Genomic DNA, 26,809 nt, shown 5'->3' on the forward strand with positions numbered 1-26,809 from the left:
CCCCTCTAAGTATTGTCAGCTTATCATGTAATATCGTCCCTACGTGATAAGCTGAATGCACTCCCTAGAACCGAACCGTAACGCTAACGCCCCTTACATTATTAATCTTCATAAATAAGCTGCATGTTTCCATTACTTAACTTCACTAATTTAAAGAACCCATGATTTTCAGCTTTTCTAACTGCGGACTGTATCTGAAATTCAGGTGCTTCAGGATGCTTTTCAATAATCTCTTTAATGATTTCCTCATACGTGTATGTGCCTTTATACGCATAAGACATAAACATTAACACTATGGCTAATTCAGTGTTAGACAAATCGTATTTATGATAATTTTCCATTAACTCTCTAGGTATTGGCGTAGATTCTCCGCCTTCTAACGCACTTTCTTCATGTAACTCTTTTGCCAACTCTAATTCGGATAATAATTTACTGGAAAGTAAGTAAACGTCAATCATACCTTTTCCTAAATCCGTGATATAAGTTTCTTTTTCATACAAACTATTTAGGACATCTTTCACTTTCTTTTTAGAAAGGCCTGTACGCTTACTAATCATATCCACTCTTATTTTCACATTAGAATTTTTAGAAGTATGTACAACATAACAGAGATACACATACACTAATAGTTCATCTATATCTATACGTCCTCTTTCAAAATCAATAAAAGGTACAACTGGTACTGGAAAGGTTTTTCCTTTAGTGAATTGAAAAACCATCGTATCACCTGTTTCATCATCAATCATTCCCTTGGTACCATGTAAGATATGTTCTACAAAGAATAATAATAGCGTTTTTTTAGCATTCTTCCCCAGTCTTTCTTCCAAAAAAATCCCCTCAGTTAACTCGCCAGTAATCTTAACATCCTTAACTGTCACTAACTTTCTCCCCCTTTAAGCATTGTCACCTCATTCTACCATTAATTCCCTCCTAATCTATCAGGTTATTTTTTAACCTATCAGTGTACTTCCTATATCAATTCTCTTGACTCGGACTATCTGTACATGTCGAAAAATTTAGGGAAGGAATTGTACCGCTAATCTTATTTATATCGCCTTAAAAATAAAAAAGGAAACATGGATTATCTCCACATTTCCTTTTTCAAGTTTCTATATGTTCATTAACAGTTGTTTAACAACTTCAAAAGTTGCACCAGACCCTAATACAGCAGAAATAATAACTTCAAAATTAACATGAAAGTACATCTCTGTTGTATCCGAATCTTTCTTGTAAAAGAACTTAAACATATACAGCACTCCTATTCAGATGTTTTAAAGGTTACCGAAACCGTCTCCTGAATGGTCGCTGATTGAATGAACTCCGTTTGCAATACCTGTTGTATACGTAATAAAACAAAATCTAAACGGTCTAATAATGACTCACATTCTATATTATTATCTCTCATCCCCTCAATACAAACAAGTGTTTCCATGTAAATTTTTACTATAATCCTAACTTTTATTTCATAATCTTCTTATCCAATCCTCCTTTTTCTTTTTCAACTCCTCTTTAGTGGCTGATTCATTACCATCAACATTTCCGATTGGATTATATAAGTTAATAGCATATAGTTCATAAATTTTTCGGTCTTTCCTATCACAATAAAAAACATCAACGGAATGAAACACATGATAGAACCTCTTTGTAGTACTACTTTTACCAGCCATATGTTTAGTAAGCCTCTTCCTTAAATTCAAAGACTCTCCAATATAAACAATTTCCCCACTTGAATCTCTCATAAAATAAAATCCTGAATTCAAATTTACTTTATGAATTTCTGATACAGGGATACTCAAAGAACTCTTAGGAATATCAATCTTTATCAAAATTATTCCCCCTCATTTCTAATCTAACTTTCTTTATAACCTAATCCTATGATATACTAATAATAAATCGGGGAATCACTCCCCTTCTATGTACTTATTTTTATTTATCTATTCATTTTGGCGTTTAGTCTTTTGAGACTAGACGTCCCTTTTTTATTTTCCCCTCTAATTCAGCATCTCGTACTAGCTTATTTGCTAATTTTCTTGCTTCATTTTTTAATTCTAGTTCTTATAATTCTTCCAATTCCTTTTCATTAAGTGTTCTTTCCTTCTTCATTTTTCGTAACTCTTTAAGACGTACTCTTACCCCACGTACTGTATCTTTATATGCCATCTAATTTCCATCTCCTTTAATTAGTTTAGTTCTTAATATATATTTATCGTTTAAGCCCCATTTCCCTCTATCGTAGCTAGCGGTAGTCACTTCAAGCGTCTTCTAGCCGTCGTTAGTGGTAGTAATTTCTTTTAAATCTTTTAAAAATCTATTGATTTTTGGTTTTTGGGGTTTCATACTGGACATTTCTTCTGGACACTTGCAATGACGTTTGGACATAGTAACCCCTTTGAAAAATTACGAGGTTAAAACGTCCAAACAATACTGGCATATTTCCCATTGTAGCCAATTGAGATGGTTGCATCGACGACGAACGGTTATAGCTTGTAAGAAAACTACTATACCGTCCGTATATAGCTTATCGGCTTTATATTACGCCGTACGGTGCGTGTCCACGCCCTACACCGTTCTCTTTCGAGTAATTTCGCTACATAACCCGCATATCCCCGCAATAAAGCACGAGAATAGCCGTGAGACAGGTTGCACAATCGCCGCTTACGAGTAACTGGTTAACTCCAGTCGTACAATTGTGTCCTGTTTGACCCTCCATTACTTTTAAACACTCTTTACCACTAACGTCTTGGTTATCATCGTTATTAGGGCTTGTATAAACCCCTTAGGCTTGTTTTATGCAAAGCTTGTGTCCTTTACTTCGCTTACGTCAGACAGTTGAATGCAACGACAACTGTTATCCGAGGGTATTCTCTGCATTGGCTACCCTGAACCCCGTTTATTGTAGGGCACACTTCACAGCGTTCCTTCGTGGGCACGGTATCCACGTTCGGAATTACCGCACACCAACGCTTTTAATTACCTAAAAAGGACAATAGGAAACCAAACCCCTTGCTATCCATTTTTCAAAAATGGTATAATACAAGTGCTGAATGTACGGAATATCCGTTATTTAATTGTTGTTGAATACACAAAATTTCCGTTATTTAGTTTTGAATTTAAACTTAACTTTTGGTCGCCTACTGCAATAGGCGGCTTTTCTCTTTGCTTTAAACTTTCAAGTGATTTAAGGGTGAATGTTTTTGATACTTCTTACCTATTTCTGAATCTGTAAAATCTAAATAAGCTTTTTGAGTTACCTCTACGCTAGAATGACCTAAAATACGTGATAATGAGGCCCAGTCTCCACCATTTAGAACATAATACTTGGCAAAATTATTACGTAGTTGGTGCGGGTGTATTGATACCCCCACTCTTTTCCCCGCTTCACGTAAAGATTTTTCAAAGTTTCGCACTTCTAATTGCGTTCCTCGAATTGTAGGGAACATATAATCACTATTTGAATAACGGTCTCGATACAATAACCACCGTTTTAAATCATTGGCCATTTTAAATGAGAAGTACGTGTAACGTTGCTGCTTATTTTTCGAGTTCTCAATTAAAATTGCTTTATGCTTAAAATCAATCTTTTCAGGACATAACTCTAAACACTCTGATATTCTCATTCCTGTATCCAGTAGCAAACGAGTAACAATCCAATTACGATAACCATGAAACGTAGTCACATCAAAAACTCTTAATACGCGTATGATTTCGTCTTCCGTCAACAAAGGTTTTTGCTTACGTTTCGGTTTAATGTTTTGAATGCTTTCAACAGGATTTATTTTAATTTCTCGTTCTACTTGGAATAAAAAATTAAAAAACACTTTGATATTACGTAAATAGTTAGCAATCGTTGTATCGCTTAGTGGCTTTTTGTAATCCGTCCGGTTATGCGGGCGATTAATATCATTAGCTATTGTTGTAGAAGCCACGGTGTACTTTCCACGTTCCTTTAAATACTTAATATACTGCCCAATGTGTACGGCCTTTACCTTTCCCGCTTCCTCCACTTGATACGTCTCTCTCATGTACAATAAAAATAAATTTAGAGTCTGGTCATAGCTTTTCAGCGTTTTAGTCGATAAGTTTTTACTTGAACAATACAACATAAAATTATCTAACTGTAATTCAAATTCAGTCAAAACAAAAAACACCGCCTCTCATTAGTTTGATTTACAAACCAATAAAAGACGGTGTTTATTAAAATGCATTAACATTATTTGTTGGTACGAAAAGAAGTTTGTTGGTAACTTTACATTACCGCTAAACAATCAAAAACACTGTTATATCAACATTTACGAAGCCTTATGTTCAAGTCTCAACTTATCCGCAACCATTGCGATAAACTCAGAATTCGTAGGTTTTGCTTTTGACATGGATACTGTATAACCAAATAAGGACGAAATAGAATCAATATTTCCACGGCTCCACGCTACTTCAATCGCGTGACGGATTGCACGCTCGACACGGCTCGCTGTTGTATTATATTTCTTTGCAATATCTGGATATAATACTTTCGTAATAGACCCTAGTAATTCGATATCATTGTACACCATAGAAATCGCTTCTCGTAAGTACATGTACCCTTTAATATGAGCAGGTACACCAATTTCATGAATAATACTCGTAATACTTGCATCTAAGTTTTTCGGTTTTCCATCTATTGTTGTTGCTGATCGGAAAGATGGTAATGGACGTTTAATAGTAGCATTTGCCTTGCCACTCACTTGACGAATATGACTAGTTAAATTCTCCATATCAAATGGTTTTAATATGAAATATGAAGCACCTAGGTCAACTGCTTTTTTCGTCACATCTTCTTGTCCAAATGCTGTTAACATAATTACGCTAGGCTGTCTTAACCTTTCAATATGTCGCATTTTCTCTAGTACAGCTAAACCATCTAAATGTGGCATAATAATGTCTAAAACGAGTACATCAGGCTGCTTATCTGTTAATAAGTTTAAACACTCTTGACCATTATAAGCAGTACCGATTACTTCCATATCATCTTGAGCAGCTACATAACTCTCTAGCATTGATACTAATTCTTTATTATCATCCACAAGACATACTTTAATTTTCTCCACAGCTTTTCCTCCCTTACCGAATCGATTCTCCGACATGTGTATCCTTCTAGGCTACATGAATTGTTCGACAATTGTGTGAAAATTCCCTTTTAAAGTTTGTTACTTTCCGATAAAATCACAAAAAAATATGTTTATCGTTCATTTATTCCCTTTCGCAACACATTCCATCATAGAAATACAACGAAACGTTCAACCCTTTGCTTATATTTTACAACAAAAAACATCTCTTGCGGAGCTTTTACAAAATTTCAACGAATTTTTCAATAGAAAAGCGAGCTAATGAATAAATTAGCTCGCTTTTTTTTCTTGATCATAAATATTAATTCCAGCCTCATGTAACATCCATTCAATATGAACACCGTACCCTGATGTTGGATCATTGACAAATACATGTGTAACGGCTCCGATTACTTTCCCGTTTTGTACAATTGGACTTCCACTCATCCCTTGTACGATACCACCTGTTTTTGCTAATAAACGCTTATCTGTTACTTTTATTACCATACCTTTTGTAGCTGGAAATTTTTGCGGTACCGTACTAACAACTTCAATATCAAATGCTTCTACTTTATCTTGATCAATAACTGTTAATATTTTTGCCGGTCCTTCTTTTACTTGATGAGATAATGCGATAGGCATTGCTTTATCCATTACGCCGTTTGTCATATTTGTATTTAATTTTCCAAAAATACCATACGGACTATTTATTGTAATATTGCCAATCACTTCACGATCTGGTGAGAACCTTGCTAACTTCTCTCCTGGATTCCCATGACTACCTCTTTCAATCGATGTAACTGTCGAACGCATAATTTGTCCATCTTCAACTTGAATCGGCTTTTTCGTATCATTATCAGAAATGACATGACCCAGTGCTCCGTATTTCATAGAATCTGGATGAACAAATGTCATTGTTCCGATTCCAGCTGCCGAATCACGAATATATAAGCCAATACGATAAGACGATTCCCCACTGTCTTTTTGTGGTGTTAATTTCGTGCGAATGTATTTTCCATCTCTTAACAAAACAAGGTTAAGTGGTTCACCTGTTTCACCACTACTATGAATAAATGGTGCGACATCACTCATTCTTTCAATTGTTTTACCATTAATTTCAGTAATCATATCTCCAATTTGCACACCAGCTGTTTCACCAGGAGATATTTTACCTTTTTCAGTTTGAATTAAATGATGGCCTACAACAAGTACACCTTTTGTGTTTAATTTCACACCAATTGATTGTCCACCTGGAATAACTTTAAAATCTTTTAATACTTTCACATTTACTTTTTTTACTGGAAAACCAGCGATTTGGAACACCATGTCCGCTTCACCATTTTGATGAGAATTTACCATAAGTCCTTGTTTTTGTTCATTCGAACTCACTGTAAATACATGGCTATTTGTAGATGAAGCTTTAAAAACTGGTAATGAAGCTATTTCTGATTGTTGTCCTTCAAAAACAACAAGTTGCTTCGGGGATGAAATAAACGTCCGAAGCGGCTTAAAACATCCAATAAAAACTAAAGAAACAAGGAGACAAAGACCTATTATTTTTCGAAATCTTTCTAATTTCAATTTGTTCACTCTCCTCGCTCCTACCCCACATTCAGCCTCTTGGCTTCACTTTTTAATCTCTCCTTGCAGTGCTTTATTTATAACCGGAAGAATTAAGAAATCTTCATTTGAGAAAAAAAGCTATCCATTACTGGATAGCCTCTGCTGTCTGTTTAAAATGATGCGCTTGCGTAAGTAACTCTTTCGCATGTTCTGTCGTTAAATCTGTAATTTCCACACCAGAAATCATTCGAGCTATTTCTGTTACTTTATCCTCCATAGTTAAAACGGTAACTGATGTAATTGTCCGATCATTCGCTACCTGTTTTCGAATAAATAAATGCGAATCCGCCATTGAAGCTACTTGAGGTAAGTGCGTAATACAAAGCACTTGTGAGTTTACTGATACACGATAAATTTTTTCCGCAATAGCCTGTGCAACTCGACCACTCACACCAGTATCCACTTCATCAAAAATAACAGATGCAATACCTTGATGTTTAGAAAAAATACTTTTTAAAGCTAAAATAATACGAGATAACTCTCCACCAGAAGCGACCTTTGAAAGTGGTTTTAACGGTTCACCGGGATTCGTTGAAATATAAAACTCCACGTGATCATAGCCGTCCGCCGTAAGGTGCACCGGTGCGCCTTCCACAAGAGGTTCTTCTGCATTTCCTTCTCTCTTCATGATTCTCACTTCAAATTTCGTTTTTTCCATATATAGTTCTTTTAATTCTTGATGAATAGCATTTGTAAGATGCTCTGCAAGTTCATGACGCATATTACTTAACAACGTTGCTTCTTTCAGAATAACACTTTCTAATTCCTTTAACTGCTTCTTCGTCGCTTCAATATGAACGTCTTTATTTTCAATCGTAAAAATTTCTTGCTCAATTTTATCAGCATACGCTAAAATCTCTTCTACATTATTTCCATATTTTCTCTTTAGCATACGAATTTCATTTAAACGTGTTTCAATTTCATCTAGACGATTCGGATCATATTCCATCATATCGAGATTTTCTCTAAGTTGATACGCAACTTCTTCTAATAAGTAATAGCTATTTGCAATTGAATCATGATTTTCTTGATATACTTCATCTAAATGTGTAATACTCTCCATTTGTCCCATTGCACTTCTTACATTATCTAATCCTTGTCCGTCAGCACTTAACGAACGATATGCATCACCTAACGCTTTATAAATCTTTTCAAAATTAGAAATTTGCAATCGTTCCTCAGTTAATTCATTTTCTTCATCCATCTTTAAATCAGCCTTACGGATTTCTTCATGCTGAAATTGAATTAAATCTAAGCGATGTGCCATTTGTTGTTCATTTTCACTTAACGATTTCAATTGTTTTTTTAATTTCTCATAGTCAGCGTAAACAGTTTGATATATATCCAACTGTTTAACAATACGCTCCCCATCAAAATGATCGAGCATAAACAGATGTCGCTCTTCATTCATTAAGTCTTGCGTTTCGTGCTGTCCATGAATATCAACAAGCGTTTTGCCAATCTCTTTTAATATACTAAGGGTAACAAGTTTCCCATTTACACGACATACACTTTTTCCGTTTGCAGCAATATCACGCTTCAAAATAATCATGCCGTCTTCTATTTCTATATCTAACTCTTCTGCCTTTTCAATACATGGATGCTTGTCGTCTTCCACATAAAATAACCCTTCTATCTCAGCTTTTTCTGTTCCGTATCGAACAAATTCCGCTGAACCACGGCCACCTACAAGTAAACTAATCGCATCAATAATAATCGATTTTCCAGCTCCTGTTTCACCGCTTAAAACTGTTAAACCTTTTTGAAAAGAAATATTTAATGCCTCAATAATAGCAAAGTTTCTAATCGATAATTCCGATAACAATGCCCCATTCACCTCGTTATAAACTAATCCCCTACTAAGGGCTTTTCTCAGTTCTTTATTCAAATAGTCATACTATATGTTTGTATGTACTCTTCTAACCCGCTCCATTGTACCAAACATTCGTTTTACGGGTCAATCCACCTATTTTCTAATTTTATTCAAACAAAATATTATATTACAATTAAAAATTCACATTTTTAACCGCTAAAAAAATCCTGTTCACTTTCCACTTTACAGAGGAAAGCAAACAAGATTTTTTTGTTACAACATATTTAAGAAACGATCAGAGACAACACCTGTATCCTCAGGTGTACGGCAAATAATTAAGCAAGTATCATCACCACAGATGGTTCCGATGATCTCATCCCACTCTAAATGATCAATAAGTGCTCCAAGTGAATGAGCGTTACCAGGCAATGTTTTTAGCACAAGCATATGTCCTGCCGTGTCTAATTTTACAAATGAATCCACTAGATTTCGTTTTAATTTTTGTAACGGGTTAAACCGTTGATCTGCTGGCAAGCTATATTTATAGCGACCATCATGTAATGGCACCTTCACTAAGTGCAGTTCTTTAATATCGCGCGATACTGTTGCTTGCGTTACATTAAATCCCTCATTACGTAAAATATCAACTAATTCATCTTGTGTTTCGATTTCTTTGTTCGCAATAATTTCCCTGATTTTAATATGGCGCTGACCTTTATTCATACATTTGCACCTCACACTATCTCTTACCATAGTTTAAACATTGGTATACTTCACTTATTTATGTTAACTTATAATTCGTTACTTGTACACAATTGTTTTTACAATCATTATACAATTACAGCAAAAAGAGGAACAACATATGTTATTCCCCTTTTCCTTTTTGTTTTAGAACGTCATGCGCTTCTGTAACAACTTGCTCAATAGAAATTGGAGAATGATTTTTGCCACTCTCATCACGTTCACCATGCCATTTTAAATGAATTAAGAATTCAATATTACCATCTCCACCCGTAATCGGTGAGAATGTTAAACCTTCTACATCATAGCCTTCTTTTAAAGCAAAATCGACAATCATTTCCACGACAGCTTCATGCACTTTTCTATCACGAACAATGCCTTTTTTCCCAACTTGCTCTCTTCCAGCTTCAAACTGCGGTTTAATTAACGCTGCTACATCACCGTTAAGCATAAGCATTGTTTTTAAAACTGGCAGTATTAGTTTTAATGATATAAATGAAACATCTATACTAGCAAATTGTGGTAAACCACGCTCTAAGTCTGCTGGTGTCACGTAACGGAAATTTGTACGTTCCATTACGACAACACGCTCATCTTGACGCAATTTCCACGCCAATTGATTATATCCTACATCTAATGCATAAGATAGTTTCGCTCCATTTTGAAGCGCACAATCTGTAAAGCCACCAGTTGATGAACCAATATCTATCATAACTTTATCTTGTAAATCTAGATGAAATGTCTCCAGTGCCTTTTCAAGTTTATAACCACCACGGCTTACATACGGCATAACTTGTCCCTTTACCGTAATCTCTGTATCTTGTGGGATCTTCTCTCCTGGCTTATCGAGTCTCATCTCATTCGCATATACGAGTCCAGCCATAATAGCACGTTTCGCTTTCTCACGTGTTTCTATAAGCCCTCGCTCTACTAATAGTACATCTACTCTTTCTTTTTTTGCACTCATTTGTTACGCCCTTTTTTGTTTTGATGGAATCATTGTATGAATACGGTCTACAACAGCATCTGTCGTTAAACCAATTTCTTCTAATAATTTTGTTACACTACCGTGCTCTATGAAACGATCTGGAATACCCATTCTTTCAATTAATGCACTATGGTATCCGTTCTCAGATGCAAATTCAACTACTCCAGTTCCAAAACCACCGATTAAACAAGCTTCTTCAATCGTTAAAATCGGTATATTTTTTCCTAAGAGATCATGTAAATACGCTTCATCCATTGGTTTAATAAAGCGAGCGTTCACTACTTTCACTGAAACTCCAGCCTTTTCAAGACGCTCTGCTGCTTCCATTGCCATTGGAATTGTCGTACCAAATGTTAAAATAGCTGCCTGCGTACCTTCTTTTAACGTTTCCCATGTGCCGATTGGAATTGCCTTTAATTCTTCGTCCATATGAACGCCAAGACCATTACCACGTGCATAACGTAAAGCGATTGGTCCATCTTCATATTGCATCGCCGTATACACTAAATGTTGCCCTTCATTTTCATCTTTTGGCATCATTATTACCATATTCGGTAAATGACGTAAAAACGAGATATCAAATACACCTTGATGTGTTTCACCGTCTGCTCCTACTAATCCAGAGCGATCTATTCCGATGAAAACATTTAAATTTTGACGACATATATCATGAACAACTTGGTCATATGCTCTTTGTAAAAACGTTGAATAAATTGCTAAGAATGGTTTCATCCCTTGCGTTGCCATACCTGCTGCCATTGTTGTAGCATGCTGTTCTGCAATACCTACATCGATCATACGATTCGGGAATTCCTTTTGGAATTTCTCAAGTTTCGATCCAACAGGCATTGCAGGCGTAATTGCAACAATACGCTCATCTTCTCTCGCCAACTTAAGTACTGTTTCACTAACAACAGCACTCCATGCTGGTGCAACTTCCTTCGGTTTAACGAAGTCACCTGACTCAATTTTATACGGGCCTGTTCCATGCCAAGTTCCAATTACGTCACTCTCAGCTGGTTTATAACCTTTTCCTTTTTTCGTAATCACATGAACAAGTACTGGACCTTTTGTTTTCTTTGCATATTGCAACGTTTCGAATAACTTTTCATAATCGTGCCCATCGACTGGACCTAAATATGTAAAGCCTAACTCTTCGAAAAAGACGCCTGATACTAGTAAATATTTAAGACTATCTTTTATTTTCTCTGCTGTTGCAGCCACTTTTCCACCGACTGCTGGGATTTTTTTCAATATATACTCTAGTTCATCTTTTACCCAATGGTATTTTCCTGCGGTACGTAAACGACCAAGTACATTATGAAGCGCACCAACGTTTGGTGCAATTGACATTTCATTGTCATTCAAAATAACAATCATGTCTGTTTTTTCATGCCCAATATGGTTCAATGCCTCTAAGGCCATTCCACCTGTTAAAGCACCATCTCCAATGATTGGTATAACATATTCTTTCGTTTTCTTTAAATCACGTGCTAAAGCCATTCCCATTGCAGCAGATAGTGATGTCGAGCTATGACCTGTTTCCCATACATCGTGCTCACTCTCACAACGTTTTGGAAAACCACATAGACCTTGATATTGCCTTAATGTACCGAATTCCTTCGCACGTCCTGTTAAAATTTTATGTACATAGGATTGATGTCCTACATCCCATAAAAATTTATCTTTCGGACTATCAAATAATTTATGCAGAGCAATTGTGAGTTCTACTACACCTAAGTTAGGTGCAATATGTCCACCTGTTTGAGAGAGCTCTTCAATTAAAAATTTACGAATATCCTCACTCAATCCCTCTAGTTCACTGATAGACATATCTTTCAAAAAACTAGGGTTTTGAATTTGCGTTAGATCCACATGGATCACTCACTTTCATTTCATAATCTGTCAACATGTCAAATATTATAAAAAACATTTACACAACACAAGAAATTTTCTTTTCTATCCTTTATCTTACCCTGCTATCAACTAGTCTATTGTGCCCTAATCCTATTATAAACCATATTTCTTTATGCGTTGAAAAAAATAGCCGCTAACACGAAGTGATAACGGCAATGTAATCTACATATATTTTTGCCAATAACAAGAAAAGAAAAACCTTTTCCTACATTTATATCATAAAATGATGAATGACTCAACAAATGAAAACGCTGTTATATTAGTTATTACGTTTTGCAATCAAATCGCAAATAGATAGTAAATATTCATCTTGTAATTGCAAGGAGCTAATCGCATCTTTTGCTTTTGCAATTGTTTCTTCTAAAATATTCTTTGCTCTATCTACAGTAAATAACGTCGTATATGTGCTCTTTTCGTTGGAAACATCACTACCAATCGGTTTTCCAATCTCTTCTTCGGTTCCTTCTACATCTAAAATATCATCTCGAATTTGGAAAGCTAGGCCAATATTTTTTGCAAACTCAAGTAACTTTTCTTCCTGCTCTTTTGTAGCATTAGAAAGTATCGCTCCTGCAAGTACAGCGAATTCAAGTAGTTTCCCGGTCTTATGCTTATGAATATACTCTAACTCATCAATCGTAAGTTGTTTCCCTTCAGCTTCCATATCCGCCACTTGTCCGCCAACCATTCCTTCCGGCCCAGCTGCTTTTGCAAGCTCAAGTACAAGTCTTACTTTTTTTTCAGCAGAGATTTCTTTTTGCTCATATGCCATAACAATTTGAAAAGCATACGTCAACAAACCATCTCCTGCTAAAACTGCCATTGCTTCACCAAATACTTTATGATTCGTGGGCTTTCCTCTTCTTAAATCATCATCATCCATACAAGGTAAATCATCATGAACTAACGAGTATGTATGTATCATTTCAAGAGCACAAGCTGCACCTACTCCAAGATTTCTTTCTTTCCCAAACGCTTGTAATGTTGCAAATAAAAGTAACGGGCGGAGACGTTTTCCACCCGCTTCCAAAGAATATGCCATCGCTTCCCGAAGTACATTTGGACATTGTAATTCATTTGCATAGCTTACAAGCTTCTCTTCTACGAAAGTTTTACTTTCTTTCAAAAAAGTATCAAAAGCGATTGTCACTATGCTTCATCTCCTAAAGCAGTAAACGGTTCAAGCTCTCCATCTTCTCCAAGAATAACTGCCATTTGTTCTTGTACGTTCTTCAACTTCTCATCGCAAAGCTTAGATAATTCCATACCCTCTTTAAAATAAGAAATCGCTTCTTCTAAAGGTACATCACCTTGCTCTAGCTTAGATACGAGATGCTCAAGTTGCGAAATTGCCTCTTCAAAACTCACTTTATTTTCCATTATTCAATTCACGCTCCTCTATGCCTGATACGCTACAATCTAGTATTCCATCTTGTAATTGAACTGAAACAGCATCTCCAAGGCTGACATCTTTCACACTTTTTAACACTTGCTTCTCTTCATCATATACAAGCCCGTACCCTCTCATCATTACTTTAAGCGGACTTAATGCTTCAAGTTTTTGAGCAGCTCTTACAAAGGCAAATTCTTTCGTTTGAAATAATGTTTGCATTTCACGTTGTAATTGCTTTTGCAACGTTTCAATCGCTACCTTTGTTTGTATAATTTTTTGAGACGGGTGGTGCTTCTCTAAATAAAATGAAAGCTGTTTTAACTGATTCACCTTTTTATCAATGTAGCGCTCTTTCGCTAAAACAAGCTGTTCTAACGCTCTATCTAATTGCTCTTCCTTTTGTTCATATACTTGTCTTGGATAACGGAATGCATAAGATTTTTGCAATACTTGTAATTTTTCTTCTTTTTTATGTACTAACTCTCTCATTGCTCTTTGCAATCTTAGAGTTCTTTGTAATACCTTTTCTTGTAACTCTATAACGTTCGGTGCTGCTAGTTCAGCTGCTGCAGTCGGTGTTGGTGCACGTAAATCGGCAACAAAATCTGCGATTGTAAAATCTGTTTCATGCCCTACTGCTGAAATAATAGGAATTTCGCTCTTAAAGATTGCTCTTGCAACCACTTCCTCATTGAAAGCCCATAATTCCTCAATAGAACCTCCCCCGCGCCCAACAATTAATACATCTATATCTCCCATTTCATTCGCTGTACGAATCGCTTGTACAATCGAGGGAGCTGCTGACTCCCCCTGTACAAGTACTGGAAATACAATAACCTTCCCAATTGGATAACGACGTTTAATCGTTGTTATGATATCACGAATCGCAGCTCCTGTTGGCGACGTAATTACCCCTATTGTTTTAGCATAAGGAGGGATTATTTTTTTATAAACTTGAGAAAACAATCCTTCTTCCTCTAAACGAACTTTTAATTGTTCGTAAGCCAAATGCAAATTTCCGACTCCGTCAGGTTGCATGTCTTGAATATAAATTTGATAAGAACCACTCGCCTCGTAAACAGAGATTTTCCCTTTTACAAGTACCTTCATCCCATTTTCAGGTCTGAATTTAATATTACGATTATGACCCGCAAACATAACCGCTGCGATTCTGGCATTTTCGTCTTTCAATGTAAAATACATGTGACCACGACTATGATTTTTAAAGTTGGAAATTTCACCTTTTAACCAAACAGACTGTAAATGCGGGTCATATTCTATTTTTGTTTTTATATAGCGTGTTAATGCTGTAACGGTTAAATATTGTTTCTCCATTTCTCTCTCCTCATAGCCGACTCAAATTATTTACAAACGACACCTGCGCGTTTGGCAGATTCAACAGTATTATGAAGAAGCATTGTAATCGTCATTGGACCAACACCCTTTGGCACAGGCGTAATGTAACCCGCAACGTCTAACACGTTGTCAAAGTCAACATCACCACAAAGCTTGCCTGTTTCTAATCGATTCACACCAACGTCAATTACAACCGCGCCTTCTTTCATATAATCAGCTGTTACCATTTTAGGTCGTCCAACAGCTACGATTAAAATATCAGCTAACTTCGATAATTCTTTAATATTTTGCGTCTTAGAATGACAATATGTGACAGTTGCATTTTCATTTAAGAACAATTGCCCCACTGGTTTGCCGACAATATTACTTCTTCCAATTATTACAACATGTTTTCCCGAAATATCAAGATTCGTTTCTTTTACTAATTCTACAATACCATGCGGTGTACATGGAAGGAATGTATCTTGTCCCGTCATCATACGTCCCACGCTGATTGGGTGAAATCCATCTACATCCTTTTCTGGTGAAATTCTTTCAATGATAGCTTTTTCTTCAATATGTTTTGGTAAAGGTAATTGCACTAATATGCCATTAATGCGGTCATCGCCATTTAAGCGATCGATTTCAGCAAGCAAACGTTCCTCAGTAATCGTTTCAGGAAGTTCAATTAGCTCAGAATAAATTCCTACTTGTTCACAGCCTTTTTCTTTTCCTTTTACGTAAGAACGAGATGCTGGATCTTCTCCCACTAAAATCACTGCTAATCCTGGTACAATCCCTTGCTCTTTCAACTTCACAACTTCTTCTGTTAATTGTGCTCGTTTTTTCTCCGCAACTTCATTTCCTTTGATGATTACTGCTACCATTTTAAGATTCCCCCTTAAAGAAATTACAGTGTATCTTTTATATTAGATAAAACGCCGTTAATAAAACGACGAGATTCCTCATCCCCAAATGTTTTAGCAATTTCAATTGCCTCGTTAATTGTTACGTTGTGTGGAATTTCTTCCATGTACTTCATTTCATACACAGCTACACGTAAAATACTGCGATCAACAATACTAATACGCTCAAGCTTCCACTTTTTTAAGTTTTGACGAATTGCTGCGTCAATCTCTTCTTTATTGTCTACAAATCCTACAACAAGTGATTCTAAAAACTCATTTGTTTCTTCACCTTCATCTAGCGTATTTTCCACCGCTACCTTCGGTTCTAATTCACCTGTAATATCCATTTGGTATAATGCTTGCATAGCTCTTTCTCTAGCCGTCCTACGTTTCATTGTAACTCTCCTTTATGCTTCAAGTCTTTCCTTATGCTTTGTTATATTATTATAATTTATAAGCCGTCAATTCACTTACTCTTACAGTTTTCATTGATTTTCCAACCTTATAATACAATGATAATAACACAATTTATCGTTTCACACACGGGTTACAAGGCTGAAAAATAATAAAAAGATTAACTTCAAGTTCCATATCTTATCACAATGTACGTTTTTTGGAAAAACGAAACATTTTCTTTTTCATTTCTTATTTTTTGAAATAGTATAACAATTAGAGGGTTGTAATTTGTGAAGAAATGAAACGATAAAAAAGATGCCTATGTTACTAGGCACCTTTTTCATTCTTACACTGGTTCAATTTCTGTTTTTTGTGTTTCGAATGTTACGCCAACGATGTGAACATTCACTTCTTTTGGCTCAAGTCCTGTCATTGTAAAGAGTGCTTGGCGAATATTGTCTTGAATCTTTTGTGCAACAACCGGAATTGCTACACCAAAATACATTACAACATAAAGGTCAACGATAATATCTTCGTTTGCTAATTCAACCTTTACACCTTTACCATGATTTTTCTTACCTAACTTCTCAACAACATCTGTAGCAAAATTACCACGCATTGCCGCCACACCTTCTACCTCAGCAGCTGCAATACCTGCAATTACTTCAATTACTTCTGGTGCAATTTCTACTTTACCAAGAGTTGTATCTTGACCCATATCTAACATATGTTCAGCCATGAAAAAAACCTCCTTTAATGTATCACTGCGTCACAAGTTCATGCTCTTCCAAAAACTTCGTATTAAACTCACCTTTTACAAAATCAGGATGATCTAACAATTGCAAATGGAACGGGATTGTTGTATGTACGCCTTCAATGACAAACTCACTGAGTGCACGCTTCATTTTTGCAATTGCCTCTTCACGTGTTTTTCCGTGAACAATTAATTTAGCAACCATCGAATCATAGAAAGGTGGGATTGAATATCCCGGATATACAGCTGAATCGACGCGAATACCAAATCCGCCTGGTGGTAAGTACATTTCTACTTTACCTGGAGATGGCATAAATTTTTTGGCAGGGTTTTCCGCATTAATTCGGCATTCAATTGCCCAACCATTAAATTGTACTTCTTCTTGCTGTAACGATAACTTTTCTCCAGAAGCAACAAGAATTTGCTCTTTAATTAAGTCCATTCCTGTCACCATTTCAGTAACCGGATGCTCAACTTGAATTCTCGTATTCATCTCCATGAAATAAAAGCTTTTCGTTTTATATTCATAAATAAACTCAACCGTACCAGCACCTGTATAATCAACCGCTACCGCCGCTTTAACTGCCGCTTCACCCATCTGCTTGCGAACATTTTCATCAAGTGCAGGTGATGGACTTTCTTCTAATAGTTTCTGCAAACGGCGCTGAATTGTACAATCACGCTCTCCTAAATGAATGGCATTTCCGTGTGTATCTGCCATTATTTGAATCTCAACATGGCGGAAATCTTCAACGTACTTTTCTAAGTATACACCAGGGTTCCCAAAAGCGGTACTAGCTTCTTGCTGTGTAATTTGAATTCCTTTTACAAGCTCTTCTTCATGACGTGCAACACGAATACCTTTTCCGCCGCCACCTGCAGTCGCTTTAATAATAACTGGATATCCAATTTGATTTGCAAGCTCGATCGCTTCCTCGGTATTTTTTATAATCCCTTGTGAACCTGGTACAATCGGAACCCCTGCTTTTTCCATTGTATCACGAGCAACGTCTTTTGTGCCCATCTTTGAAATAGCTTCTGGACTTGGACCGATAAAAATTAAGTTACATTCACGGCATAACTCTGCGAAATCTGCATTCTCTGCTAAAAATCCGTATCCCGGATGGATAGCATCGCAGCCCGTTAACTTCGCAACGCTAATAATGTTCGTCAAATTTAAATAACTTTCTTTTGAAACTGTTGGTCCTACACAATACGCCTCATCTGCAATTTGTACGTGAAGTGACTCTTTATCTGCTTCTGAATAAATCGCAACTGTTTCAATATCCATTTCTTTACAAGCACGAATAATTCGTACAGCAATTTCCCCACGATTGGCTATTAATACTTTTTTTATCATCACAAAGACTCCCTTATTACGCTTTCACAAGAAATAGCGGTTGTCCATACTCAACAAGCTGTCCGTTATTAACAAGAACCTCAACAATTTCGCCCTCTACATCAGCGTCAATTTCGTTAAATAACTTCATAGCCTCGACAATACATACGATAGAATCTTTCGATACCCTGTCTCCAACACTTACATATGGAGGTGTATCAGGTGAAGATGAAGAATAGAATGTACCTACCATTGGTGAGGTAATCTTATGTAGGTTTTCATCTTGAACAGCTTTCTTCTCTTCTTGTTTTGGTGCTTCTACTTGCGCTGCCGCTACTGCTGTTTCAACTTCAACAGATGCTACTGGTTGCATAGCTTGTTTCGCTACAGGTGCTTGCATCGCAACAACTTCATTACCACGCTTTTTCATTTTGATTGTTGTACCGTCTTTTTTGTATTCAAATTCATCAATATTAGAGCTATCAATTAATTTAATTAATTCACGAACTTCTTGAATTTTAAACATGTAAAATCCACTCCCATACTCTTGTTTGTCCCGTTTTTACAGATTCTCATCACTAACACTAGATTGACTGTAAAAATACGATGTATTCTATTAGAAAATTTATTTTATTTACTAATAGAAATATTTACTATTTCCATCTTACGATAAATTTTTTAAACATTCCAATTTATATTTCTTTATAATAAATCGAAACTCCTGTAAAAATATTATTCCAATAAAAAATTTATTACCTAGTAATAATACCAAGTTTCACACGAAATTGGCAAGACCACTTCCTAAAAAACATTCCTTACCTTTTCAAAATGCTACACAGTAAACATCTAATTGCCGCTCCACTCTTCACCACATCTACGGTTCATAACATATTTTTACCAAATATTATTTTTTTGTTTACACGCCGTTCATCATTCCTTCATATAAGAATAGTATGTTCAAAGTGTAGAAAATATATTGTATCGAGGTGTGGACATATGATATGGCTCATGCTCTTCTTACCTGCCGTAATGGTTTGGGCATTCGTTCTCTTCATCCACGTCAAATCTGGAAAAAGTAATCATCATCACCATGAACCGCTAATTTTTTATTCACAACGTATTTCTCCATTCCGAGTTGAACATAGTAAAAACACATACAAAGACGAAATAGAAAAAAACTATCGAAAGTGATAGCTTTTTTCTATTATTATTTTTATCTAATTATTTTGAAGTACTCTATGTTCTTATTTACAAACAATGCGATTAGTAAAAATTAATAATCCGTGGGGGAAATCCCCCACGGATTAAAATTCTACTTATTTTGCTGATGGATCAAATTTCACACCTACATCTTTAGAACCGCCTTCACTTCTTACAAGCTGTATAATTTTGTTCGCTTCTTTTTGTGAATGTTTCGCTGCCTTCACTGTTACTCTAATGTCAGTTCCATCAGCTCTTACAAGGGCATCTTTATATCCTCCTTGAGCTTTAATAACTGTTTCAAGTAAACCTTCTTTTGTTTCCATTGTAGCGATTGCATCCATACCATCTTTCGCCTTACTTCTTTCTTCAGCAGTAGCGTTAGAAGACTTTATTACATTTTGTAATTTTTCTCTTTCAGCACTACGCTTATCTTCCATTTGCATACGTAAAGCTGTGAAATTCTCATCACTCGATTGAACTGATACATTCCCCTCTTTTTTACTTGTTTCTTTTTTAGCATTTTCTTTTTTATCTGTCTCTTTATTTGTTGTCTCTTTATTTGTTGTCTCTTTATTTGGTGTTTCCTTGCTTGGAGTTTCTTTTGTTGTTTCTTTATTTGGCGTTTCGTTTGTTACTGCTTTGTCAGTACCTTGTTTTTCTTGTCCAATCTTTTCACCTGTTGCCGGCGATGCTGTATTCATTTTGTCAGGAGTTGTTACGTAATACACAGATAGTACAACAACTAAACTTAACATTGTTAATAACCAAACCGTTTGTTTTTTTAACACTTTATTTCCTCCCTATCAATTTTTCGGTGAAACTGAAACACGATGGGCTGGTACATCTAGCAGCCTTATCACAGCTTCTTTTACCATTGCTTTAACTTGTATATTATCCACTCCTTTTGCTACGACGAGAACACCTCGTACTTTCGGTTTCTCTGTCCGTAAAACAACGGGAGTTTCTTTATCACCTTCACGTATAATGACAGTCTTTTCATCAAGAGACTCGTCCTCTACTTCCCTCTTACCGCCTGTTTTATCTGTTTCACCTGTTGTTTGTGAGCGTTTCACTGTATTTTTTTCTAAAATTTTTTCTTCAGATGAATCTAAATTCACCTTAATCGTTACGTCTTTTACTCCTGCTATTTCTTCTAAAGCAGCTTTTAATTCTTGTTCATACGCTTTTTCATATTTTTCTACATTTGACATACTATCATTACTTTTTTGTCCGAAAGTTGGTACGTCTTTTTCTTGGTTTTGAGTTTTTTGTTCTTTAAATACAGGTACTTCTTCTTTTTTACTTGAAAAGAGACTACTAGAAAACATAAGCAAAATTCCAAGTATGAGTAGGACAAGTAAAAACTTAGGTGTTACCTTTTTCCCCTTCTCGTTGCTTTCTTTTTGATCCCCATTCAATAAGTTTCGAAAAAATGAGAACTTCGAATTTTTATCTTTATTGTCCATTTACTCTACCTGTCCTCCCTTCCGTTTGAACTTGGATTTGTTTATTCTCTAGTTGCCACCTGCTTGAAAAGAAATCTTTCATTTCTACATTCGTTTCTTCTACCTTTTTTGGAGGTTCATTCGTATTAATTTCAATTGGCTTTACTGTTTCAATTGCGTCATTTTTACTGCGTTCTTTTTCTTTCAACGTCACAACAACAGATTGAATATCTTTGGCTGACTTTACTTCTTCTACCCTTTCCGTTGCGACTATTTGTATTTCAGAGACTGTCATACCATACTTTTTCTCAAACTCTTTTCCTACTTCTTTTTTCATTTTGGTAGCCATCTCTTCTAAACTATATGCACGTGTTAGAGCTTGTATTTCTTTTTTCTTCGAATCTATTGAATTTTTTACAGATCCCTCTGCTACATACTTTTCTTCATTAAAATTTGCGATTACTTCATTTACATCTGTTTGCAACAGTTTAAAAAGAGGTGTTAAAATTAATACAACTAATAGTAGACTTACGACGAATTTAACGTATTTTTGCAAATTCGAGTTTGGAAGAATAAGATGAAGCATTGTCGCTAAGAGTAAAAAAACGATAATATTTCTAATCCACTCTGTAACAAATTGCATACTCTTCACCTCCTATCGCATCATAAGCGTAATGTTCCCCGCAGCAATAATAATTGTGATACTTAAAAAGAACATAAATGATACGATAGCTAAGCAAGCAAACACGTAAATGATGCTTCGTCCAATGATATCTAAACATTGAATAATTGCTCCTCCGCCAACTGGTTGCAATACTGCTGCTGCGAATTTATAAATAAACGCGATACAAAAAATTTGAATCGCTGGAAAAGCGACAATTAAACATAAAATAACGAGCCCTATAATTCCGACTGTATTTTTTAATAACCCCGACGCACTAATAACAGTATCCGCTGCCTCTGTAAACATCCTTCCAACTACAGGAATAAAGTTCCCTGTTACAAATTTAGCAGTTTTCACAGCTATCCCATCAGCAACCGCTGTCGCTGTTCCTTGTACAGATAATACTCCTAAAAAAATCGTTAAAAAGATCCCGATAATCCCAACGCTAACGTTTTGCAGAAGCTTGGACAATTTCGTAACTTTATATTGATCACTCATCGTACTTACAATACTTAATATCGTTGCAAGTAATAAAAGTGGTAGAACGATGTAATTCATAAGAAGCCCACTCGTATTCATTAAGAAAATGATAATCGGATGAAAAAACGATACAGATACAACACCGCCTCCAGTTGCTATGAGTGCAAGCAAGATTGGTAATAGCGCTAATATGAAATCTACCATTGTTTGTATCGTTTCTCTTGCATATGTCATAACCACATAAAAACTATTTAAAGCAAAAATAATAAGCACCATATATACAACTGCATCGGCAATTTTACTTACACTACTCTTTGAAAAGGCAGATTGCAGTGATTGCAACAATGCACTAAAAATTGTGAGCATAATGAGTGTTCCAAGTAGCTTTCCATTTGCAGCAAGCTCGTGAAACAAATATTTTAATAAACCTAGCATCCATTCTTTTATAGAGAATTCTTTTTCTCCCTTTACAAACTCCATAAAGCTTCCTTTTTGACTCTCTGGTAAATAACCTCCATATTTTGTAACAAGCCCGTCCCAAAATTGCTTCACATCTTCAATTCCGAGCTTATCCAATTGTTGATCAACGACGTTTGTTTCTACAGGAGAAGCTTGTACAACAACCGGTAAAGAAAAGAAAAGGAAGCAAGCAAATAGCAGCTTAGCTCCAAACTTCCTCAACATTCACTCCCCCTTATCCCGTCGGTAAAAATCCGAGAATAGTTTCAATTACGACTGTCAAAATAGGAATTGCCATAACGAGAATTAAGATTTTACCAGCTAGTTCAATTTTCGAAGCGATTGCACCTTGCCCAGCATCTTTTGTAATTTGCGCTCCAAACTCAGCGATATAAGCAATCCCAATAATTTTCAGTAACGTTTCTACATAGACGTTGCTAACTTTCGCTTCACTCGCTACTCTCTCAATCATTTGTAAAATAGAGTGAATTTGATCGATTAAAATAAGAAACATTACGCTACCTACAAAAACAATAAATAACGATGTAATGCTAGATTTATGCTGATTCAAAACAGCTGCTAAAAACGTAGCAACGAGGCCTAATCCGACAATTTGTATAATTTCGATTCGAACCGCCTCCTTTACTGGAAGAGAAAGACACTTTTAATCTTGTCGAACAACGTATTAATTAAAAATGCAACATGGAATAGAATGACGACAAAACCGACAAGGATAACCCAATTTGCAATATCCTCTCGTTTTAATTCTTTTAATACGGTATGAATGAAAGCTAAAACAATGCCGATTCCGGCGATTTGAAATATTAATCCAACATCAATGGACATCGCCTTTCTCCCTCCTATAGCAGTAAAATTACGATAAGTAGCCCCGCTAGTACCCCTAAGCTCTTAATCATTTTTTCATATTGCAGTTGTAACGCTTTCGCTTCTTCTTCCTCTCTCTCTAAATGTGTAATACATAATCGAATATGTTTTTGTTGTGATTCACGATCATGTTGTCCAAGTGTTTCACCAAATTGCTGCAAGATTTCATACTCGGTTTGTTGAAATGCTGTTAACTTCCAATTCTCTTTCAAACTTTCTATCCAAGCTTCCCTTACTGTTTGTTCCCCGTTTTCTAGTTTTTTGGCGAAACTTTGAAATATCCAATTTAATGGCTTGGGCATTTGTTTAACTAATCGTTCGGCGGCTTCAGATAAAGGTGTGTGTCCATACATAATTTCTGCCTCTAATGATTGGAGTGCCGATTTTAATAGTCTAAGTTGCCGCGGCCTCTCACTATATCTTTTTGCGTATGAAAACCCGAAAAAAGTGCTGACCGCAACGATTAACACTGCACCAATTATTTTCACCATACGCCCCCAGCCTTTCGATTCGGTAGTACTGGTTTTCCATATCTATCTTTCACTTGCATAACTGTTCCTGGGCCTCTTGCTTTTGATAACTCCACAAACCTATCAAATATACCAAGCTCCAGCACTGCCTGTAGCGATGGACGTTTCACAACATCATCATAAGAAAACCCGTGTGCACTTATAAAAAGCTGGACCCCTGCATGCACCGCCTCCATAATTGCTTCACTATCTTCTTTACGTCCAATCTCATCTACGATCAAAACATCTGGACTCATAGAACGAATCATCATCATCATTCCTTCAGCCTTTGGACATGCGTCTAACACATCTACTCGTGTACCAAATTCATACTGAGGGATTCCTTTCACACATCCAGCAATTTCTGACCGCTCATCAACAATCCCCACTTTGCAAGAAGGAATTTTCGACGTACCAACCCCTTGACTCATGCAACGTGCTACATCTCTTAAAAGTGTCGTTTTCCCCGTTTGCGGCGGGCCAATTACCATCGTGTTTAACCATCTTGATTCATATAAATACGGCAAAAGCGGCTCAGCTATTCCTATTTTTTGACGAGCAATACGAATATTAAATGAAGAGACATCACGAATCATTTTCACTGTACTTTTCTCTGTAATGACTTTTCCTGCTAGGCCAATTCTATGTCCTCCTCGAAGTGTCACATACCCACGTTTCAATTCCTCTTCCATCGTATAAATTGAGAATTGACTTAACTTATTCAATAAGTAACTTGCATCTTCTGCTGTAGCGATATAGTCATAAAAAAACACCTCTCCATGCGCAATACACTCTAGCGGTCTTCCAATTCGAATACGAATTTCCTCTAAAGTATTGTATTGCTTACAACTTTCAACTAACTGTTTCATCATTTTTGGTAAAACCTCTAATACTTCTTTCATAGGCTTCTCCCCACTATACTCGACTTACTATTTCAACAATGCGATAAAAATGCAGCCAATTCCAAGTGCCAGAAAAAAGAGTTTCAAGAAAGAAATTTCGCTCGCTACACTCGCTATGCCTATTGTCATTGTTAAAATTAATACGGTCGGTCCAACAAACGCCAACATACCATTTATAAACAATGCTTTCTTCGCATCATTCACGTAAAGCATAAGCAAAGCGGCGAATATTTCCGCGCTACCCGAAAACAACCGAAGTAACCCCATTACGAGCACGGATGTTTCCATTGCCGCTAGCCACTGTTTCATTCTCCCACCTTCTCCCGTAACGGTTACGAATTCTACATTCCAAAAAAGAATATATTTGTACAACCATATGCAGAGGTTGTCTATTTCAGAAGTAAAAACATAATTTTTCTCTAACACCTTTATTTAAATCTGAATATTCGTGTTTTTTAATGGTATATTATGGTATATTTAATTTAAAAGGGGTATAGACGATGCAGCACGTTACTTTATTACCACTTGATTTACGCTATGCAAATGTGCTTTTTGAGCTATCAAGTGAACCACACGTAAAAAATGCATTAGGAATACAGGTAGAAAAAGTCGAAGACACGAAAGCATTTCTTCTTTTTGCAATAGAAGAAGAGCGCCAAAAGAAGTCTTTATCGAGAATGATTGTAAATGAAGAGAATGAAATACTTGGCCTCACCACACTTAAACATATTAATTATGGGAAGAAACAATCTCACATTGGTAGTTGGCTTGGCTATCCATATTGGGGTAAAGGGTATAATGAGGCAGCTAAAAAAGAAATCTTTAAAATCGCTTTTTTAGACTTACAACTTACATACGTATTCACTGGTGCTAAAACGACTAACATTCGCTCGTTAAAAGCACAAGAAAAACTACCTTACATTTCATTGCATGTGAAAAACAAGTTTCCAGGCGAACATGCTGCACTGGAGAAAGAAGTAAAATCACCTTGCGTACTGCATGTCGTATCGCGTAAGAAATTTTTAAATTGGCTGGACGTACAAAATGAGGGGGGAAAATATGAAGGTTTTGAAAATTAGTTTAACAATTGTAGTAGAATTAGCTCTTATTTATCTTTTTTCATTATTGGTCGGTTGGTCATTTATAGAGACCTTTTTCCTTGGCAGTCTAGCAATATTTGCAATTATGTGGTTAATTATTATGAGTAACCATAGAAATAACATTACAGATCACGCAATAAGTAAAACATTAACTGGTGTTGAGACTGGTGAAATAAAACCATTTCAATTCATTTTCACACCATATATAGCGGGTACTCTTTCACTTGTTTTAGTTAGTTTTGTTGTCACCGCAATTTACTATATGCCCTATTTTCTATAAAAAAGCACTCGTGATAATCACGAGTGCTTTTTTACTATGCACGAGAAACGTATTTACCTTCACCAGTGTTGATGATAAGCATTTCGCCTTCGTTAATGAAGATTGGTACTTGTACAACAAGACCAGTTTCTAATGTAGCTGGTTTTGTTACGTTAGAAGCTGTGTCACCTTTAATACCAGGCTCTGTTTCTGTAACTTTTAATTCAACTGTGTTCGGAAGTTCAACACCAAGTACTTCACCTTGGTATGTCATAATAGATACTTCCATGTTTTCTTTTAGGAATTTTAATTCGCGCTCGATTTGGTTTTCACCAAGTTCGATTTGCTCATAAGTTCCGTTATCCATAAATACATGAGCCTCACCGCTCGCGTATAAGTATTGCATACGACGGTTTTCGATGTGTGCTTTTTCTACTTTTTCACCTGCACGGAATGTTTTCTCTTGAACAGAACCTGTGCGAAGGTTACGTAGTTTAGAACGAACGAATGCAGCACCTTTACCTGGCTTTACGTGTTGGAAATCAAGTACTTGCCAAAGGGCATTGTCCACTGAAATTGTTAAACCTGTACGAAAATCGTTTACTGAAATCATGT

Annotated in this window: 32 protein-coding genes; 3 read left to right on the top strand and 29 right to left on the bottom strand. The window is 36.1% G+C overall.

The genetic code is table 11. The features are described 5' to 3' along the window. Window positions 1-101: 101 nt before the first annotated feature. From G9F74_RS02740 to accB, 19 genes are all read right to left on the bottom strand, one after another. A complete protein-coding gene (locus G9F74_RS02740) occupies window positions 102-878 on the bottom strand; it encodes a hypothetical protein (RefSeq protein WP_000216286.1) in 777 nt (258 codons plus the stop codon). Window positions 879-1,109: 231 nt separating this feature from the next. Beyond that, a complete protein-coding gene (locus tag G9F74_RS02745; RefSeq protein ID WP_000472095.1) occupies window positions 1,110-1,247 on the bottom strand; it encodes a hypothetical protein in 138 nt (45 codons plus the stop codon). Between the two features lie 11 nt (window positions 1,248-1,258). Beyond that, window positions 1,259-1,432, bottom strand: a complete 174-nt coding sequence (locus G9F74_RS02750; protein WP_002044807.1) for a hypothetical protein — start codon at window positions 1,430-1,432, stop codon at window positions 1,259-1,261. A gap of 31 nt (window positions 1,433-1,463) precedes the next feature. Next, a complete protein-coding gene (locus G9F74_RS02755) occupies window positions 1,464-1,826 on the bottom strand; it encodes a GIY-YIG nuclease family protein (RefSeq protein ID WP_000590030.1) in 363 nt (120 codons plus the stop codon). A gap of 1,335 nt (window positions 1,827-3,161) precedes the next feature. Continuing rightward, window positions 3,162-4,136: a tyrosine-type recombinase/integrase gene (locus G9F74_RS02765; RefSeq protein WP_016109083.1), complete on the bottom strand. Its 975-nt coding sequence runs from the start codon at window positions 4,134-4,136 to the stop codon at window positions 3,162-3,164. 153 nt (window positions 4,137-4,289) lie between these two features. Then, the gene (gene spo0A, locus G9F74_RS02770) at window positions 4,290-5,084 is read right to left on the bottom strand and encodes a sporulation transcription factor Spo0A (RefSeq protein WP_000411416.1); all 795 of its coding nucleotides are present in this window, start codon (window positions 5,082-5,084) and stop codon (window positions 4,290-4,292) included. Window positions 5,085-5,372: 288 nt separating this feature from the next. Further along, a complete protein-coding gene (spoIVB, locus tag G9F74_RS02775) occupies window positions 5,373-6,671 on the bottom strand; it encodes a SpoIVB peptidase (protein WP_002048975.1) in 1,299 nt (432 codons plus the stop codon). Window positions 6,672-6,789: 118 nt separating this feature from the next. Continuing rightward, complete coding sequence (recN, locus tag G9F74_RS02780; protein ID WP_000947740.1) at window positions 6,790-8,529, bottom strand: DNA repair protein RecN; 1,740 nt, start codon at window positions 8,527-8,529, stop codon at window positions 6,790-6,792. A 261-nt stretch (window positions 8,530-8,790) separates the two neighbouring features. Further along, the gene (argR, locus tag G9F74_RS02785) at window positions 8,791-9,240 is read right to left on the bottom strand and encodes an arginine repressor ArgR (RefSeq protein ID WP_001032581.1); all 450 of its coding nucleotides are present in this window, start codon (window positions 9,238-9,240) and stop codon (window positions 8,791-8,793) included. A 142-nt stretch (window positions 9,241-9,382) separates the two neighbouring features. Continuing rightward, entirely contained in the window at window positions 9,383-10,225 is an 843-nt protein-coding gene (locus tag G9F74_RS02790; protein WP_001274740.1) for a TlyA family RNA methyltransferase, read from the bottom strand. A gap of 3 nt (window positions 10,226-10,228) precedes the next feature. Then, a complete protein-coding gene (gene dxs / locus G9F74_RS02795) occupies window positions 10,229-12,121 on the bottom strand; it encodes a 1-deoxy-D-xylulose-5-phosphate synthase (protein ID WP_000366442.1) in 1,893 nt (630 codons plus the stop codon). A 301-nt stretch (window positions 12,122-12,422) separates the two neighbouring features. After that, window positions 12,423-13,313 carry a (2E,6E)-farnesyl diphosphate synthase gene (ispA, locus tag G9F74_RS02800; RefSeq protein ID WP_000150368.1) on the bottom strand — a complete coding sequence of 297 codons (891 nt, stop codon included), beginning with the start codon at window positions 13,311-13,313 and terminating at the stop codon, window positions 12,423-12,425. Beyond that, window positions 13,313-13,543: an exodeoxyribonuclease VII small subunit gene (gene xseB, locus G9F74_RS02805; protein ID WP_000428977.1), complete on the bottom strand. Its 231-nt coding sequence runs from the start codon at window positions 13,541-13,543 to the stop codon at window positions 13,313-13,315. The genes ispA and xseB overlap by 1 nt, the downstream gene beginning before the upstream one ends. Then, window positions 13,533-14,891, bottom strand: coding sequence for an exodeoxyribonuclease VII large subunit (gene xseA / locus G9F74_RS02810; protein ID WP_016109084.1), 1,359 nt, complete (start codon window positions 14,889-14,891; stop codon window positions 13,533-13,535). The genes xseB and xseA overlap by 11 nt, the downstream gene beginning before the upstream one ends. 26 nt (window positions 14,892-14,917) lie before the next feature. Then, window positions 14,918-15,778 (bottom strand): bifunctional methylenetetrahydrofolate dehydrogenase/methenyltetrahydrofolate cyclohydrolase FolD, encoded by an 861-nt coding sequence (folD, locus tag G9F74_RS02815; protein WP_000226729.1) that lies wholly within the window; start codon window positions 15,776-15,778, stop codon window positions 14,918-14,920. A gap of 23 nt (window positions 15,779-15,801) precedes the next feature. Further along, complete coding sequence (gene nusB / locus G9F74_RS02820) at window positions 15,802-16,194, bottom strand: N utilization substance protein NusB (protein WP_000830246.1); 393 nt, start codon at window positions 16,192-16,194, stop codon at window positions 15,802-15,804. 347 nt (window positions 16,195-16,541) lie between these two features. Next, window positions 16,542-16,934, bottom strand: coding sequence for an Asp23/Gls24 family envelope stress response protein (locus G9F74_RS02825; protein WP_000807630.1), 393 nt, complete (start codon window positions 16,932-16,934; stop codon window positions 16,542-16,544). Window positions 16,935-16,956: 22 nt separating this feature from the next. Further along, the gene (gene accC / locus G9F74_RS02830) at window positions 16,957-18,309 is read right to left on the bottom strand and encodes an acetyl-CoA carboxylase biotin carboxylase subunit (RefSeq protein ID WP_000592880.1); all 1,353 of its coding nucleotides are present in this window, start codon (window positions 18,307-18,309) and stop codon (window positions 16,957-16,959) included. A gap of 16 nt (window positions 18,310-18,325) precedes the next feature. Beyond that, complete coding sequence (gene accB / locus G9F74_RS02835; protein WP_000472855.1) at window positions 18,326-18,814, bottom strand: acetyl-CoA carboxylase biotin carboxyl carrier protein; 489 nt, start codon at window positions 18,812-18,814, stop codon at window positions 18,326-18,328. Window positions 18,815-19,284: 470 nt separating this feature from the next. Here accB and G9F74_RS02840 point away from each other — a divergent pair, with 470 nt between their 5' ends. Then, entirely contained in the window at window positions 19,285-19,479 is a 195-nt protein-coding gene (locus G9F74_RS02840; RefSeq protein WP_000638007.1) for a hypothetical protein, read from the top strand. A gap of 125 nt (window positions 19,480-19,604) precedes the next feature. Here the strand turns inward: G9F74_RS02840 and G9F74_RS02845 are convergent, their stop codons facing one another. Genes G9F74_RS02845 through G9F74_RS02885 form a run of 9 tightly spaced genes read right to left on the bottom strand, consistent with a single transcriptional unit; the run spans window position 19,605 to window position 25,144 of the window. Beyond that, a complete protein-coding gene (locus tag G9F74_RS02845) occupies window positions 19,605-20,279 on the bottom strand; it encodes a SpoIIIAH-like family protein (RefSeq protein WP_000914721.1) in 675 nt (224 codons plus the stop codon). Between the two features lie 15 nt (window positions 20,280-20,294). Beyond that, window positions 20,295-20,957 (bottom strand): stage III sporulation protein AG, encoded by a 663-nt coding sequence (gene spoIIIAG / locus G9F74_RS02850; protein WP_000368888.1) that lies wholly within the window; start codon window positions 20,955-20,957, stop codon window positions 20,295-20,297. Then, entirely contained in the window at window positions 20,947-21,579 is a 633-nt protein-coding gene (gene spoIIIAF, locus G9F74_RS02855; protein ID WP_001161043.1) for a stage III sporulation protein AF, read from the bottom strand. The genes spoIIIAG and spoIIIAF overlap by 11 nt, the downstream gene beginning before the upstream one ends. Window positions 21,580-21,591: 12 nt before the next feature. After that, a complete protein-coding gene (gene spoIIIAE / locus G9F74_RS02860; protein ID WP_000944633.1) occupies window positions 21,592-22,764 on the bottom strand; it encodes a stage III sporulation protein AE in 1,173 nt (390 codons plus the stop codon). A gap of 10 nt (window positions 22,765-22,774) precedes the next feature. Next, a complete protein-coding gene (gene spoIIIAD, locus G9F74_RS02865) occupies window positions 22,775-23,158 on the bottom strand; it encodes a stage III sporulation protein AD (RefSeq protein WP_077393170.1) in 384 nt (127 codons plus the stop codon). A gap of 23 nt (window positions 23,159-23,181) precedes the next feature. Further along, a complete protein-coding gene (spoIIIAC, locus tag G9F74_RS02870; RefSeq protein WP_000020914.1) occupies window positions 23,182-23,385 on the bottom strand; it encodes a stage III sporulation protein AC in 204 nt (67 codons plus the stop codon). Window positions 23,386-23,399: 14 nt separating this feature from the next. Continuing rightward, window positions 23,400-23,915: a stage III sporulation protein SpoIIIAB gene (gene spoIIIAB / locus G9F74_RS02875; RefSeq protein WP_015000953.1), complete on the bottom strand. Its 516-nt coding sequence runs from the start codon at window positions 23,913-23,915 to the stop codon at window positions 23,400-23,402. Then, window positions 23,909-24,835, bottom strand: coding sequence for a stage III sporulation protein AA (gene spoIIIAA / locus G9F74_RS02880; RefSeq protein WP_016109085.1), 927 nt, complete (start codon window positions 24,833-24,835; stop codon window positions 23,909-23,911). Before spoIIIAA ends, spoIIIAB begins: the two co-directional genes overlap by 7 nt. Before the next feature lie 27 nt (window positions 24,836-24,862). Further along, on the bottom strand, window positions 24,863-25,144 hold the full coding sequence (locus tag G9F74_RS02885; protein WP_000816054.1) for a YqhV family protein: 282 nt from the start codon (window positions 25,142-25,144) through the stop codon (window positions 24,863-24,865). A 191-nt stretch (window positions 25,145-25,335) separates the two neighbouring features. Here G9F74_RS02885 and G9F74_RS02890 point away from each other — a divergent pair, with 191 nt between their 5' ends. Then, window positions 25,336-25,914 carry a GNAT family N-acetyltransferase gene (locus G9F74_RS02890; RefSeq protein WP_001164998.1) on the top strand — a complete coding sequence of 193 codons (579 nt, stop codon included), beginning with the start codon at window positions 25,336-25,338 and terminating at the stop codon, window positions 25,912-25,914. After that, window positions 25,895-26,215, top strand: a complete 321-nt coding sequence (locus tag G9F74_RS02895) for a hypothetical protein (RefSeq protein WP_000866179.1) — start codon at window positions 25,895-25,897, stop codon at window positions 26,213-26,215. The genes G9F74_RS02890 and G9F74_RS02895 overlap by 20 nt, the downstream gene beginning before the upstream one ends. Window positions 26,216-26,249: 34 nt before the next feature. Here the strand turns inward: G9F74_RS02895 and efp are convergent, their stop codons facing one another. Next, window positions 26,250-26,807 carry an elongation factor P gene (gene efp, locus G9F74_RS02900; protein WP_000626519.1) on the bottom strand — a complete coding sequence of 186 codons (558 nt, stop codon included), beginning with the start codon at window positions 26,805-26,807 and terminating at the stop codon, window positions 26,250-26,252. Window positions 26,808-26,809: the final 2 nt, after the last annotated feature.

Source organism: Bacillus sp. EKM202B, assembly GCF_011066025.1.
GTDB classification, from domain to species: domain Bacteria; phylum Bacillota; class Bacilli; order Bacillales; family Bacillaceae_G; genus Bacillus_A; species Bacillus_A toyonensis.

Bases quoted from the DNA above. Each gene is read 5' to 3' on its own strand.
- G9F74_RS02745 (WP_000472095.1), bottom strand. From the start codon at position 1,247: ATGTTTAAGTTCTTTTACAAGAAAGATTCGGATACAACAGAGATGTAC.
- G9F74_RS02750 (WP_002044807.1), bottom strand. From the start codon at position 1,432: ATGGAAACACTTGTTTGTATTGAGGGGATGAGAGATAATAATATAGAA.
- argR (WP_001032581.1), bottom strand. From the start codon at position 9,240: ATGAATAAAGGTCAGCGCCATATTAAAATCAGGGAAATTATTGCGAAC.
- G9F74_RS02790 (WP_001274740.1), bottom strand. From the start codon at position 10,225: ATGAGTGCAAAAAAAGAAAGAGTAGATGTACTATTAGTAGAGCGAGGG.
- xseB (WP_000428977.1), bottom strand. From the start codon at position 13,543: ATGGAAAATAAAGTGAGTTTTGAAGAGGCAATTTCGCAACTTGAGCAT.
- xseA (WP_016109084.1), bottom strand. From the start codon at position 14,891: ATGGAGAAACAATATTTAACCGTTACAGCATTAACACGCTATATAAAA.
- folD (WP_000226729.1), bottom strand. From the start codon at position 15,778: ATGGTAGCAGTAATCATCAAAGGAAATGAAGTTGCGGAGAAAAAACGA.
- nusB (WP_000830246.1), bottom strand. From the start codon at position 16,194: ATGAAACGTAGGACGGCTAGAGAAAGAGCTATGCAAGCATTATACCAA.
- G9F74_RS02825 (WP_000807630.1), bottom strand. From the start codon at position 16,934: ATGGCTGAACATATGTTAGATATGGGTCAAGATACAACTCTTGGTAAA.
- accC (WP_000592880.1), bottom strand. From the start codon at position 18,309: ATGATAAAAAAAGTATTAATAGCCAATCGTGGGGAAATTGCTGTACGA.
- accB (WP_000472855.1), bottom strand. From the start codon at position 18,814: ATGTTTAAAATTCAAGAAGTTCGTGAATTAATTAAATTAATTGATAGC.
- G9F74_RS02840 (WP_000638007.1), top strand. From the start codon at position 19,285: ATGATATGGCTCATGCTCTTCTTACCTGCCGTAATGGTTTGGGCATTC.
- spoIIIAG (WP_000368888.1), bottom strand. From the start codon at position 20,957: ATGGACAATAAAGATAAAAATTCGAAGTTCTCATTTTTTCGAAACTTA.
- spoIIIAF (WP_001161043.1), bottom strand. From the start codon at position 21,579: ATGCAATTTGTTACAGAGTGGATTAGAAATATTATCGTTTTTTTACTC.
- spoIIIAE (WP_000944633.1), bottom strand. From the start codon at position 22,764: ATGTTGAGGAAGTTTGGAGCTAAGCTGCTATTTGCTTGCTTCCTTTTC.
- spoIIIAC (WP_000020914.1), bottom strand. From the start codon at position 23,385: ATGTCCATTGATGTTGGATTAATATTTCAAATCGCCGGAATCGGCATT.
- spoIIIAB (WP_015000953.1), bottom strand. From the start codon at position 23,915: ATGGTGAAAATAATTGGTGCAGTGTTAATCGTTGCGGTCAGCACTTTT.
- spoIIIAA (WP_016109085.1), bottom strand. From the start codon at position 24,835: ATGAAAGAAGTATTAGAGGTTTTACCAAAAATGATGAAACAGTTAGTT.
- G9F74_RS02885 (WP_000816054.1), bottom strand. From the start codon at position 25,144: ATGAAACAGTGGCTAGCGGCAATGGAAACATCCGTGCTCGTAATGGGG.
- G9F74_RS02890 (WP_001164998.1), top strand. From the start codon at position 25,336: ATGCAGCACGTTACTTTATTACCACTTGATTTACGCTATGCAAATGTG.
- G9F74_RS02895 (WP_000866179.1), top strand. From the start codon at position 25,895: ATGAAGGTTTTGAAAATTAGTTTAACAATTGTAGTAGAATTAGCTCTT.
- efp (WP_000626519.1), bottom strand. From the start codon at position 26,807: ATGATTTCAGTAAACGATTTTCGTACAGGTTTAACAATTTCAGTGGAC.